Source organism: Limosilactobacillus kribbianus (assembly GCF_026413145.1).
Taxonomy (GTDB): domain Bacteria; phylum Bacillota; class Bacilli; order Lactobacillales; family Lactobacillaceae; genus Limosilactobacillus; species Limosilactobacillus kribbianus.
The window spans coordinates 22323-35470 of sequence record NZ_JAOVYZ010000004.1; the positions used below are offsets into that span (position 1 = coordinate 22323).

Sequence of the window (13148 nt, forward strand, 5' to 3'; positions counted from 1 at the left end):
AGGAGGAGCGGCATTGGCTGAAGAAAATATGTCAAACCGAATCACGGACGTCAAACTGACGAGCCAGATGAAGAACTCATTTCTGGACTATGCCATGAGTGTCATCGTCTCGCGGGCCCTGCCGGACGTGCGCGATGGCTTAAAGCCGGTTCAGCGGCGGATCCTGTATGGGATGAACGAACTGGGGGTTACCCCGGATAAGCCGTACAAGAAATCGGCCCGGATCGTTGGGGACGTCATGGGGAAGTTCCACCCCCACGGTGATTCCTCGATTTACGAAGGGCTGGTCCGGATGGCGCAAGACTTTTCGTACCGCTACATGCTGGTTGATGGTCACGGTAACTTCGGGTCGGTCGACGGGGATAGTCCCGCCGCCATGCGGTACACCGAGGCAAAGATGAGCAAAATCGCGGTGGAGATGCTGCGCGACATCAACAAGGACACCGTTGATTTCCACCCAAACTATGATGGTACGGAAAAGGAGCCGGACGTTCTGCCGGCACGCTTCCCGAACCTGCTGGTCAACGGGGCTTCCGGGATTGCCGTCGGGATGGCCACCAATATTCCGACCCACAACCTGGGTGAAGTCATCAGCGCCATTCACATGCTGATGGACAACCCCGATGCCACGACCGAGGACCTGATGAAGGTACTGCCTGGCCCCGACTTCCCAACCGGTGGGGTCGTAATGGGTAAGTCTGGCATCCGCAAGGCCTACGAGACCGGTCGTGGCACGATTATCGTCCGGGCCAAGGTCGACATCGAGGAAAAGAAGAACGGCAAGCAGCAGATTATTGTCCACGAGATCCCGTACATGGTCAACAAGGCCAAGCTGATCGAGCGGATCGCGGATCTGGCCCGGAACAAAGAGATCGATGGGATCACCGATATCAACGATGAGACCGACCGGGACGGGATGCGGATCGTGATCGACGTGCGGCGGGATGCCAGCGCGGAGGTTATCTTAAACAACCTTTACAAGATGACCCTGATGCAGACGACCTTCAACTTCAACATGCTGGCGATCGTCAACGGAGCTCCAAAGATCCTGAGCCTCAAGAAGATTCTCCAGTACTACCTTGAGCACCAGGAAAATGTTGTCCGGCGGCGGACCCAGTTTGACCTGAAGAAGGCGCAGAACCGGGCCCACATCGTTGCCGGGTTGCGGATCGCCCTCGATCACATCGACGAGATCATCAAGATCATTCGTAACTCCCAGACCAGTGAGATTGCTAAGGGTGAATTGATGCAAAACTACGGCTTGTCCGATCGTCAATCCCAGGCGATCTTGGACATGCGGCTGGTGCGGTTGACCGGCCTGGAACGGGAAAAGATTGAGGCCGAATACCAGAAGCTGATGGCCGCCATTGCCGACTACAAGGACATCCTGGCCCACGACGAGCGGATTCACCAGATCATCTATGACGAACTGATGGAAATCCAGCGTAAGTTTGGCGATAAGCGGCGGACCGAGCTGCAAGTCGGTGACATCACCAACATCGAAGACGAAGATCTGATCGAGGAAGAAGACATCATCGTCACCCTGACCCACAATGGCTACATCAAACGTCTGCCGGTGGACGAATTTAAGTCCCAGCACCGTGGTGGTCGTGGTGTTAAGGGGATGGGCGTGCACAAGGACGACTTCATTGAACAATTAATTGCCAGTTCGACGCACGACCTCCTGCTCTTTTTCACCAACTCCGGCAAGGTCTTCTCAATGAAGGGCTACGAGGTTCCCGAATACGGTCGGTCCGCTCAGGGGATCCCGATCATCAACCTGCTGGGAATCGATAACAAGGAGAAGATCAGCGCGGTTATCAACGTTTCCCACGCGGCTAACGATGACGACAAGTTCCTCTTCTTCACCACCAAGTATGGGACCGTCAAGCGGACGCCAGTGCTCGAATTCAAGAACATCCGGAGCAATGGCCTGAAGGCGCTCAACCTTCATGATGGCGACGAGCTGATCAACGTCAACGTCATTGGTGCCGGTCAGCCGATGATCATCGGGACCCACAACGGCTATGCCCTGAGCTTTAAGTCCGACCTGGTCCGGTCGATGGGCCGTTCCGCCGCGGGTGTACGGGGAATCCGTCTGCGCGACGATGACTTCGTGATTGGTGCGGCCCCACTGAACCCAGACGACAGCGTCCTGGTTATCAGTGAAAACGGTTTTGGGAAGCAGACGCCGGCCAACGAGTACCCGATCAAGGGCCGGGGCGGCCTTGGGGTCAAGACCGTCAACGTCACTGCCAAGAACGGACCGCTGGTTGGTCTGACCACCGTCCAGGGCGATGAAGACATCATGCTGGTGACCGACCACGGGGTCATCATCCGCTTCGGTATCGAGACGGTTTCGACAACCGGTCGTTCCGCCGTGGGTGTCCACCTGATCAAGATGGATAAGGGCACCAAGGTTGCGACGATGGCCAAGGTTGACAAGGATGACGACAGCGAAGACGAGCCTTCAGATGCGCAGTCCACTGCGGCTACGGAAGAGTCGACGCCAAGTGAAAACTAAAAAATTTAAGTAAAAAAACGAAAATCCTGAGAATTTACGTATTATATATAGAGCGCAATTCTCAGGATTTCTGTTATTTGTTTCTTGTTTTTAACCCTAGTATATGCTATACTTTATATCTGTGAGTATACGTACAGACGTCTACTCTCCTTGTTCTTCTAAGTTTTAGAAGAGCCAGAGTCCATAAGGAGGTGTAACATTCATGGAAACACGTAAATATGAAATTACTTACATCATTCGTCCTGATATCGAAGAATCTGCTAAGAGCGAATTAGTAGACCGTTTTGACAAGGTTTTGACGGACAATGGTGCAAACGTTGCTGAATCAAAGGATTGGTCAACTCGTCGGTTTGCTTACCCAATCAGCAAGTACACTGAAGGTACTTACCACGTAGTTACTTTGACGACTGATTCTGACGCAGCCTTAAACGAATTTGATCGTTTGGCTAAGTTCAACGACGATATCCTACGTCACATGATCGTTAAGCTTGATGCTTAATTAGATCGTCAATGTAAATAGAGAGGAGTACGATCGAATGATTAATCGTGCAGTTTTGACTGGACGCTTAACGCGAGATCCTGAGTTGCGCTACACTACCAGCGGGACCGCGGTAGTATCGTTTACGCTCGCCGTTGATCGGCAATTCCGGAACCAAAATGGTGACCGGGACGCCGACTTCATCAACTGTGTCATTTGGCGTAAATCAGCTGAAAACTTCAGTAACTTCACCCATAAGGGCTCACTGGTGGGAATCGATGGCCGTATCCAAACGCGGAACTACGAAAACCAACAGGGCCAACGGGTTTACGTAACTGAAGTTGTGGTTGAGAACTTTGCCCTGCTTGAACCTCGTTCGCAAAATGGCGGCATGAATGCAGGCGGCGGCCAACAACCGTTCAATAACGGTGGTCAGCAGCCTTTCAACAATCAAGCGCCATTTGGTGGCCAGGGTCAGCAGTCATTCGGCAACAACCAGCCACAAGCCAACAACACTCCTCAACCTAATTCGTCAGCCAACACTAACAACGGATTTAGTGCTGGTCAACAGAATTCGGCGAACCCATTCTCCAGTTCAAATAACGACAATGGGGACACTGAAATTTCTGATGACGATTTACCATTCTAAAATTTTTTACCAGATAGGAGGGTAATTTCATGGCACAACAACGTCGGGGCGGTCGTCGTCGTCGCAAGGTCGACTTCATCGCCGCTAACCACATCGAATACATCGATTACAAAGACACTGATTTATTACGTCGGTTCATCTCCGAACGGGGTAAGATTTTACCACGTCGGGTCACTGGTACTAGTGCCAAGAACCAACGGAAGTTAACGGTCGCTATCAAGCGTGCCCGGATCATGGGTCTCCTGCCATTCGTTGCTGAAGACTAATTGATCAATCAAAGAGCCGATCAGAAAGCCAAGCGGTTTTCTGATCGGCTCTTTTTATCATTAGCTTAGCTAGGGCTAGCCGAAGGGCTTTAAATCTTTTTACAATATTTCATATATACTTGAACAATTGTAAAAATATGTTATGATAAGGATGTCAAAAAGAAAAGGAGTGATCCCGAATGGAATTAAATAAGTATATCGACCACACACTGCTCAGCCCAGAGGCAACGGAAGAACAGGTTGACACGGTCATCAAGCAGGCCATCGACAACCACTTCCACACCGTTATGATCAACCCGTACTGGGTCGCTAAGACGCACCAGGCTTTGGAAGGCACTGATGTGGTGACGGCAACGGTGATTGGCTTCCCACTCGGGGCCACGACGACGGCGGCCAAGGTTTTTGAAACCGAGCAGGCTATTCGTGACGGCGTGGACGAGGTCGACATGGTCATGAACATCGGCGAGATGAAGGGCGGCCACTTTGACAAGGTTGAAGATGACATCAAGGCCGTCGTCAAGGTGGGTCACGACAACGGCAAGATCGTCAAGGTGATCATCGAGACGGCCCTGCTGACGGACGACGAAATCACCAAGGCTTCCAAGATCGTGGCGGACGCCGGAGCCGACTTCGTGAAGACCTCAACTGGCTTCTCCACCCGGGGAGCAGCGGTGCACGACGTTGAACTGATGTCTGCGGCGGTTGCCGGCACCAACACCCAGGTGAAGGCTTCTGGTGGCATTCACACCCAAGAAGAAGCCGAGGCGATGGTCAAGGCCGGGGCAACCCGTCTGGGAGTTAGCCACAGTATGCAGGTAATTGGTAAGGAATAAAGTGAGTGAAAAACAACCATCTAAGCGGGGCGAGAGGCTACTAGGACGGGAGTTGACGCTGAAAGCGTCGGCTTTCGTCCGTAGTCAAATAGACTTGCTCCGCTGCGCTAGACACTAGCCCCGTGGTTGTTTTTCGCGTTATCTAGCAGTTTTGGGCATTGAAAGGGAGAGTGTGGATGGACACGAAACGACAGATCAAACAGGCGGTTGCCATTAGCAAGCTTTACTACCTGCAGGGTGCAACCCAGGCCCAGATTGCCAAACAATTGGACCTCTCCCGACCGACGATTTCCCGGGCTCTTCAGTTTGCCCGCGACAACAAGATCGTCAATATCAAGATCAATGATCCCCTTGAGGACATCGACGCCCTGGCGGAGCAGATCAAAGAAAAGTACCAACTGGACGCGGTTGTGATCGCCGAACCGAGTGGGGACGACAGCAGCGCCATCCTGGAGGCAGTCGGGCAGGCGGCCGCTGATTATTTGCCTACCATAATCAGGGACAACGACACGATCGGCATTAGCTGGGGGCAGACCCTGGCGGCTGTGGCTCGGCACCTGGTCCCTAGCGAGCGTAAGAACGTCCGGGTCGTCTACCTCAAAGGGACGGTGGCCAATTCGACCCACAACAATTTTGTCGTCGAGGTGACCCGCCACTTCAACGCCTGCTACCACACCCAGGCCCAGATCCTGCCCCTGCCGGTGATCTTTGACAACCAGGCGATCAAGGAAATGGTTGTTCGCGATCGTTTCATCAACGAGGTCTTGACGACGGCCAAGCAGACGACGGTGGCTCTCTTCACGGTTGGGACCACCAGTCCGGCCGCCACTCTCTTTGAGCTCGGCTACTTCTCGCCGGAAGAGGAACGCCAACTGCGCGCGACTGCGGTTGGCGATATCGTCTCGCAGTTCGTCGACGCCCAGGGACAAATCGTCGATCCCGAGCTGACGGCGCGGACGATGGCCGTCCCCCTGACGCAACTAAAGCAGGCCCGCCAGGCGGTTTTGATCGCCGGCGGCATGGCAAAATTAAAGCCGATCAAGGCGGCGCTGAACGGGCACTACGCCACCACCCTGGTAACGGATCTCACCGTTGCCCAGCACCTGATTGGCGATGAAAAATAAGAATAACGCGGCTGGAATTTGCGTTCCGGCCGCATTCGTTTTTAAATACCCCGAAAAGATAACGTGGAAAACCAGAGGCTAACTACGTGTCGTAACCGTGGGGCTAGTGTCTAGCGCAGCGGAGCAAGTCTATTTGACTACGGACGAAAGCCGACGCCTTCAGCGCCGACTCCCGTCCTAGGCTAGCCATACCTAATAGGCTAGCTTCGCGTCGCGCCCCACTCTGATGGTTGTTTTCCACTCACTTTTTTGTCGCTGCATTCACTATTGCTTGTGATATGATATAACTATCCAATTGAAAATGGGCACGAACGGTGTCTATTTGGGAGGATTTTTATGCGTAAATTTTTCAGTAGTGAAAACTGGCTGTTTTATCTGAAACACCCGGCGGTCCGCTGGAATGTCGTTTACCTACTGGTCGTCACGATCATCAGTCTGGTCCTGGCCTTCACCTTTAACTGGCTGGCGGGACTAGTTGTGCTCGTCCTGGCGGTGGTAGGGATGACGGTTAGTCTGCGCCGCTTACGGCAGCTAGTCGACGATACTCATGAATACTTACAAAATTTAACCTATCAGATTCAGCACGGCCAACAGGAGGCCCTGCTCGAAATGCCGGTGGGGATGATCATGCTGAATGCCCGTAACGAGATTGAATGGATCAATCCCTACATGGCCCGTTACTTTAAGCTGGAGCACGTGGTGGGGGAGAAGGTCAGCGCAGTTGACGAACAATTGGCCGACCTGATCGATCAGGGACGTTCGCACCCCGGGGCCCAGGTGGTTTCCTGGCGTTCGCGGCAGTTTGAATTTCTCTTTCAGCCCCAGTACCGGGTGGCCTACCTGCTCGACATCACCAAGTATGAAGAGGTTGAGCAGCGCTATCGGCAGGAGCGCGTTTTCCTGGGAAATATTTACCTGGATAACTACGACGAGCTGATTCAGGGGATGAGTGATTCGGATGTCTCCAACCTGCACAACTACGTCACCTCTGAGATCAGCAAGTGGGCCGAAACCAATCACCTATTGATGAAGATTATCGATGACGATAACTACCTGATCATCGGTCACCAGGCCTCGCTGGCGGAACTAGAAAAGAAGAAGTTCAAGATTCTGGATACCGTGCGGCAAAGCACGTCCCAGCAGAACTCACCGGTGACGCTGAGTGTCGGGATCGCCTATGGGGAAGATGATCTGATTAAGCTGGCCGATACCGCTCAGGATAACCTCGACCTGGCACTGGGCCGGGGTGGTGATCAGGTTGTTGTCCGGGCCAAGGATCAGCCCGCCCGCTTCTACGGCGGGAAGACCAACCCGATGGAGAAACGAACCCGGGTACGGGCTCGGATGATCAGCCAGGCCTTGCAAGAGTTGATTGACCAGGCCGACCAGCTCTTCGTTATGGGGCACAATAACCCCGATATGGACTCGCTGGGGGCCTGTCTGGGAATTCGTCGGATTGCCGAAATGAACGGCAAGCAGTGCTGGATCGTCATCAGTGATCAGCATCCGCATGCCGATATTCAGCGGCTGATGCATGAGATTGATAACTACCAGTCAATCAAAGATCACATCATCACGCCGGATGTGGCCCTGGAAAAGGCGACGGCCAACAGCCTGCTGGTGATGGTCGACCATGCCAAGCGCAGCATCACCATCTCACCGGAGCTCTACGATCAGCTGCAAAACCGGTTGGTTATCATTGACCACCACCGGCGCGGTGAGGAATTCCCGGAGAATCCATTGCTGGTCTACATTGAACCATACGCTTCCTCGACCTGTGAACTGATCACCGAGATGTTTGAGTACCAGCCACGCGAGGGTGAGGGACTCAATAAGGTCGAGGCGACGGCGATGCTGACTGGGATTCAGGTCGATACCAAGTCCTTTACCAAGAGTGCCGGGACCCGGACCTTCGATGCCGCCAGCTATCTGCGTTCCGCCGGGGCTGATGGAATGATGATCCAGTCCTTCATGAAGGAGGACCCCCGTAGCTTCATGGACCGCAATCACTTAATTTCCCGGGCCCAGATCAAGGGACAGATTGCGATTTGTGCTGGCGAAAATGATCAGGTCTACGGGTCCGTGACGACTGCCCAGGCCGCCGACATGCTGCTCTCGGTCGAAGGGGTCGAGGCCTCCTTTGTCATCACCCTGCGCGCAGACGGCAAGGTCGGGATTTCTGCCCGGTCCGCCGGTGACGTCAACGTTCAGGTCCTGATGGAGAAGATGGGCGGCGGGGGCCACCTAGCCAATGCCGCCACCCAGATCAGCGATTCGACCGTTGAAGCGGCGACGAAGGAATTAATTGAACTTCTGCAGAAGACGGCCGATAATAGTAGTCAAGAAGATACAGAGGAGTGAACAAGATGAAAGTTATTTTTACCCAAGATGTTCGTGGCCGGGGCAAGCGCGGTCAGGTTAAAGAAGTTCCAGATGGTTACGCCCAGAACTTCCTGATCAAGCGCGGCATGGCCAAGCAAGCTACCAAGGCAGCGATGAGTCAGCTGGCTGGTCAGCAACGGGCCGAGGAAAAGCACGCCGCCGAGGAATTGGCCGAGGCAAAACGCTTGAAGAAGGTCTTAGAAGATGATAAGACTGTTGTTGAATTAAGCGGTAAGGCAGGCACTGACGGCCGGATGTTTGGTTCCATTTCGACCAAGCAGATCGCGACGGCCCTGCAAAAGCAGTACAAGGTCAAGATCGATAAGCGCAAGATTGAGCTGTCAGCACCAATCAAGGCCCTGGGTTACGTCAACGTGCCAATCAAGCTCCACCCGCAAGTTACGGCCGAAATTCGGGTCCACATTGCGGAAAAGTAATTTTACCGTTATAATTAAATTTCGATTTCAAAAAGCGAGGTATCGTCATGGATAATGCACCAGTGCAAGAAGAGCCACACGATATTGAAGCTGAAAAGGCAGTTCTCGGAGCTGCTTTTTTAAGTAAGAACGCGCTGGCCGATGCAATGGAATATTTGCAGCCCGCCGATTTCTACAAGCGGGCCCACCAGATCATCTTCAAGAAGATGGTGGAATTAAACGATGATGATCAACCAATCGACGTGATCACGATCAAGAGTGCCCTGGATAAGGACAAGCAGACCGAAAACGTTGGCGGGATGGTCTATCTGGCTGAACTGGCCGCCGCCGTGCCATCCGCGGCCAACGTGACCTTTTATGCCAAAATTGTCCATGACAAGGCGGTTCGGCGCAACCTGATTAATACGGCTACCAAGATTATCAACGAGGGTTACGCGGACGATAACGACACGACGGACCTGCTCGATTCTGCCGAGCAGTCGATCCTGCATGTGTCGGAATCCAACGACCAGAATGGCTTTCAGGACATCGAAACCGTCCTGAACCAAACGATGAATCACATCGAAGCCCTGTCCGGCAACGATTCGGACGTGACGGGATTAGAGACCGGCTATCCGCAATTGGATAAGATGACGACCGGTTTTCACCCGGATGAGCTGATCATTATTGCCGCTCGGCCGGCCGTAGGGAAGACCGCCTTTGCCTTAAATATTGCCCAGAACGTGGCGACGAAGACCAATAACGCCGTCGCCATCTTCAGCCTGGAAATGGGGGCCGAGTCGCTGGTCAACCGGATGCTCTGTGCGGAAGGCAACATCGACGCCAACCACCTGCGGACCGGGAACCTGACTAGCGACGAATGGGAGAGTCTGTTCTTCGCGGCTGGAACTCTGTCGAATGCCCAGATCTACATCGATGACACGGCGGGGATTAAAGTGGCCGAGATTCGGGCCCGTTGCCGGCGGTTAAAGAAGGAAAACAAGAACTTGGGGCTGATCGTGATCGATTACCTCCAGCTGATTGAAGGGAGCAATCCCGATAATCGGCAGCAGGAAGTTTCAGAGATTTCCCGGCAACTCAAAAAACTAGCCAAGGAGCTGGAAGTGCCGGTCATCGCCCTTTCCCAGCTTTCCCGGGGGGTCGAGCAGCGTCAGGACAAGCGGCCGGTGCTGTCCGATATCCGTGAATCCGGGTCAATCGAGCAGGATGCCGACATCGTTAGTTTCCTCTACCGTGACGACTACTATGAGCACGACGAGGGTGATAATGATGACAATAACCAGGGGAATGGCGGCAACGATGACGATTCCAATGTCAGTGAAGTCGAAGTCATCGTCGAAAAGAACCGGAGTGGTCCGCGGGGAACGGTCAAACTGTTATTTGCTAAGTCCTATAACAAGTTTGCCTCCGTGGCCTACGTGCCGGAAGAGCAATAAATCTACAAAATGTTAATAAAGGGGCGTTTCAGGATAACTGGAGGGCTCTTTTCGTTCGCTTAGGATAATAATCAAAATATGAGGAGGCGCTAAAATGGGTCGTCAAACAAAGGGAATTGAATTGAAATGGCTGCTGCAGGGAATGTTCTTCGGCAGCATCGGCAACAGCTTCGTCTGGCCGCTGACTACGATTTATATGCACCAACAGCTACACGAATCACTGACCGTATCGGGGATTGTCCTGCTGTTTTATTCGGGTGCGAACGTGGTTGGCAGCTACATCAGCGGTCTGCTGTTTGACAAGCGGAATCCGCGGCACCTGATGCTAGCCGGGGTCAGCCTGGCCACGGTGGTGATCGCCACGATGATTTTCTTCAATGACTGGCCCATCTACGCCATCCTGCTAACGGCGATTGGCTTCTTCAACGGCTGGATCATCACGATGGTCAATTCCTTTGGAACCAAGCTGCGGATGGACGGGCGTTACGTCTTTAACATGCTCTACTTCGCCAACAACTTAGGGATGGTGATCGGAACCACAATTGTTGGTCCGCTCTACCAGTATGCCCACGGGAACATCTCGCCGCTCTTCTCGATTACGACAGTCCTCTATGTTCTCTTCACCCTGGTGGTCTTCCTCTTCTTCCATGAAGATCCACATCCGCAACCGGTGGATGAGGCCCGCTTCAAGAGCGACGAGCCCGCAGTAACCAAGATTCCGCGGGCCAACCTTTGGATCAGCTGGATCTTCTTTATCACTCTATGCATCGTCTGGACGATGTATGAGCAATGGTCGAGCAACCTCTCAGTCTTCATGACTAGTCAGGGGATTTCAATGACCAAGTACAGTCTGCTCTGGACGATTAACGGGATCCTGGTCGTTCTCATGCAGCTCATTTTGACCTGGCTGAACCGCTTTTACAACAATCCCTATGCTCAGGTTTACGTTGGCATCTTTACCGTCGGCCTCTCCTTTGTCCTCCTACTCTTTGCGACAAACTACCTCTGGTTCGTAATTGCGATGGTGATTTTGACGATTGGTGAAGCTACGGCCTTTCCGACGATGCCGGCAATCGTCAACACTCTCTCGCCCGTTGAGGTCAAGGGAAAATACCAGGGGATTCTCAACGCCTTTTCCTCACTGGGCAAGGCGTTCGGCCCGCTTTTTGGTGGGGTGGTCATCGGTGCAGCCTCCTACCACGTCCTTTTTGTGATTTGCGCGGCCTCAATCTTTATTATGGAAATTATTGTGGTGCTGGTTGTCTGGCTGCAAAAGCCACATACGGTTAAGTACTAAAGAAGGCGTTATCTGTGTTTTATAATAATTTCGATCGGGTCCACAGCGAAGATCGTTTCGGCATGGTTGGTAAGACCGGCGATGACTTTCGAGAAGATCGCCGATTGAGGATTGTCTGCTACAAGTGTCACCAGGCTCCCTTGGTCATCGCCGAGCGCAATTGGATGGACACTAATAATGACAATTCCCAGCGCTACCAAATTGTTGTGGCGTGTGAGCATTGCGGCGCGGTTGACGAATTCATTGTTAATGACGGCCGGGAAGGGAAAATCAGTAAGTTAAAACATGGCCGGTGCCCGGTCAGTGCTGATCAAATTGAAGATTAAAGAAAATCGTCCTGCAGAGGGCGATTTTTAAATATCCCGGTATGAATAAATAATCATTTTTAGCGGCACAATTGAACAAGCAGCTAGCGCCTGGTAGTAGTAGCTTGTTGGTGACAATAATTCCTAGAGCTTTTAAGAAAACGCTTTCTTGAAATTCCCATTGTGATAAGATGAATTTGTTGGGTAATTAGACAAATTTAGAGAGGATGTTGTTCTATGAAGATTAAAGCTGCTGTTGTTGACAAAAAGGGCGCTCAATTTGACATCCGCGATGACGTTGAACTGGCCGACATGCAGGCGGACGACCTGCAGATTCACATGGTTGCTTCTGGAATCTGCCACTCTGACGAAGCTCTGCGGAAGGGTGATGCCGAGATTGGCTACCCGATCATCCTGGGTCACGAAGGTGCCGGGATCGTTGAAAAGGTTGGTCCAGAAGTTAAGAACTTTAAGCCGGGCGACCACGTTATCCTCTCCTTCTACGGTTGTGGTAACTGTATCAACTGTCTGAAGGGGAAGCCAACTAAGTGCCTGAACTACGCGGCCAACAACCTCTCTGGGGTTCGTCCGGACGGGAGTGCTCACTTCACCGAAGATGGGCACCAGGTTGACGACATGTTCGACCAATCCTCATTTACCACGACCACGGTAGTTCGGGAGCGGAACGCCGTGAAAGTACCAAAGGACTTGGACCTGCGGAAGCTCGGCCCACTGGGTTGTGGTTACGTGACCGGCTCCGGAACGGTCTTTAATACCTTGAAGCCAGAACCAGGCTCAACAATTGCCGTTGCTGGGACTGGAGCTGTTGGGTTAGCCGCAATGATGGCCGGCAAGATCTCCGGCTGCACCAAGGTCATCGCCATCGACCGGGTTCCAGAGCGGTTGGAATTAGCCAAGGAACTGGGTGCTACGGATGCGATCAACACCAACGACACCGACATGGTCAAGGCCGTCCAAGATCTGACCGACGGCAAAGGGGTTGACTACATCGTTGATACGACCGGGGTTACCAAGGTAATGCAGGACTGCATCCAGGCCCTTGCCCAGGGTGGGGTCCTGGCAGCAATCGCCGTTACTGCCAACCACATCGACGTCAACACCTGGGACGACCTGTGCCCAGCCGACCGGACGATTGTCGGTGTTAACATGGGTGACTCAATCCCACAGGTGGACATTCCACGGCTGATTGAATTCTACAAGCAGGGGATGTTCGATTTCGATAAGACCGAGAAGTTCTATGACTTTGCCGACATCAACCAGGCCAACGCTGACTCTGTTTCCGGCAAGACCATTAAGCCAGTTTTGATCATCGACCCAGACTACCAGCCTGGAAAGTAACAATTGAAAATGATTGAAGGGAGCAATGCGACTCCCTTTTTTATTTGGTGCGAAAGGA

12 protein-coding genes are annotated in these 13148 nt (G+C 52.8%); all 12 read left to right on the forward strand.

Going from position 1 to position 13148, the window contains the following annotated elements; all coding sequences use genetic code 11:
• Positions 1–13: 13 nt before the first annotated feature.
• The 12 genes from gyrA to OCT58_RS01950 all read left to right on the forward strand — a co-directional run bounded on the left by gyrA (position 14) and on the right by OCT58_RS01950 (position 13090).
• Entirely contained in the window at positions 14–2524 is a 2511-nt protein-coding gene (gyrA, locus tag OCT58_RS01895; RefSeq protein ID WP_267201146.1) for a DNA gyrase subunit A, read from the forward strand.
• A 202-nt stretch (positions 2525–2726) separates the two neighbouring features.
• Entirely contained in the window at positions 2727–3023 is a 297-nt protein-coding gene (gene rpsF, locus OCT58_RS01900; RefSeq protein ID WP_267201147.1) for a 30S ribosomal protein S6, read from the forward strand.
• Positions 3024–3060: 37 nt separating this feature from the next.
• Positions 3061–3651, forward strand: a complete 591-nt coding sequence (gene ssb, locus OCT58_RS01905) for a single-stranded DNA-binding protein (RefSeq protein ID WP_267201148.1) — start codon at positions 3061–3063, stop codon at positions 3649–3651.
• 29 nt (positions 3652–3680) lie between these two features.
• On the forward strand, positions 3681–3917 hold the full coding sequence (gene rpsR / locus OCT58_RS01910; protein ID WP_025022578.1) for a 30S ribosomal protein S18: 237 nt from the start codon (positions 3681–3683) through the stop codon (positions 3915–3917).
• Positions 3918–4096: 179 nt separating this feature from the next.
• Positions 4097–4750, forward strand: a complete 654-nt coding sequence (deoC, locus tag OCT58_RS01915; protein ID WP_267201149.1) for a deoxyribose-phosphate aldolase — start codon at positions 4097–4099, stop codon at positions 4748–4750.
• A 176-nt stretch (positions 4751–4926) separates the two neighbouring features.
• Positions 4927–5874, forward strand: a complete 948-nt coding sequence (locus OCT58_RS01920; protein WP_267201150.1) for a sugar-binding transcriptional regulator — start codon at positions 4927–4929, stop codon at positions 5872–5874.
• Between the two features lie 336 nt (positions 5875–6210).
• Complete coding sequence (locus OCT58_RS01925) at positions 6211–8235, forward strand: DHH family phosphoesterase (protein ID WP_267201151.1); 2025 nt, start codon at positions 6211–6213, stop codon at positions 8233–8235.
• 5 nt (positions 8236–8240) lie between these two features.
• Complete coding sequence (gene rplI, locus OCT58_RS01930; protein ID WP_267201152.1) at positions 8241–8693, forward strand: 50S ribosomal protein L9; 453 nt, start codon at positions 8241–8243, stop codon at positions 8691–8693.
• A 47-nt stretch (positions 8694–8740) separates the two neighbouring features.
• Positions 8741–10129: a replicative DNA helicase gene (gene dnaB / locus OCT58_RS01935; RefSeq protein ID WP_267201153.1), complete on the forward strand. Its 1389-nt coding sequence runs from the start codon at positions 8741–8743 to the stop codon at positions 10127–10129.
• A 94-nt stretch (positions 10130–10223) separates the two neighbouring features.
• Positions 10224–11426 carry an MDR family MFS transporter gene (locus OCT58_RS01940; protein ID WP_267201154.1) on the forward strand — a complete coding sequence of 401 codons (1203 nt, stop codon included), beginning with the start codon at positions 10224–10226 and terminating at the stop codon, positions 11424–11426.
• Positions 11427–11440: 14 nt separating this feature from the next.
• Positions 11441–11752, forward strand: coding sequence for a hypothetical protein (locus OCT58_RS01945; protein ID WP_267201155.1), 312 nt, complete (start codon positions 11441–11443; stop codon positions 11750–11752).
• Between the two features lie 216 nt (positions 11753–11968).
• A complete protein-coding gene (locus tag OCT58_RS01950; protein ID WP_267201156.1) occupies positions 11969–13090 on the forward strand; it encodes an NAD(P)-dependent alcohol dehydrogenase in 1122 nt (373 codons plus the stop codon).
• The last annotated feature ends 58 nt before the right edge of the window (positions 13091–13148 follow it).

Bases quoted from the DNA above. Each gene is read 5' to 3' on its own strand.
- OCT58_RS01925 (WP_267201151.1), top strand. From the start codon at position 6,211: ATGCGTAAATTTTTCAGTAGTGAAAACTGGCTGTTTTATCTGAAACAC.
- rpsR (WP_025022578.1), top strand. From the start codon at position 3,681: ATGGCACAACAACGTCGGGGCGGTCGTCGTCGTCGCAAGGTCGACTTC.
- OCT58_RS01940 (WP_267201154.1), top strand. From the start codon at position 10,224: ATGGGTCGTCAAACAAAGGGAATTGAATTGAAATGGCTGCTGCAGGGA.
- OCT58_RS01920 (WP_267201150.1), top strand. From the start codon at position 4,927: ATGGACACGAAACGACAGATCAAACAGGCGGTTGCCATTAGCAAGCTT.
- deoC (WP_267201149.1), top strand. From the start codon at position 4,097: ATGGAATTAAATAAGTATATCGACCACACACTGCTCAGCCCAGAGGCA.
- rplI (WP_267201152.1), top strand. From the start codon at position 8,241: ATGAAAGTTATTTTTACCCAAGATGTTCGTGGCCGGGGCAAGCGCGGT.
- ssb (WP_267201148.1), top strand. From the start codon at position 3,061: ATGATTAATCGTGCAGTTTTGACTGGACGCTTAACGCGAGATCCTGAG.
- rpsF (WP_267201147.1), top strand. From the start codon at position 2,727: ATGGAAACACGTAAATATGAAATTACTTACATCATTCGTCCTGATATC.
- OCT58_RS01950 (WP_267201156.1), top strand. From the start codon at position 11,969: ATGAAGATTAAAGCTGCTGTTGTTGACAAAAAGGGCGCTCAATTTGAC.
- dnaB (WP_267201153.1), top strand. From the start codon at position 8,741: ATGGATAATGCACCAGTGCAAGAAGAGCCACACGATATTGAAGCTGAA.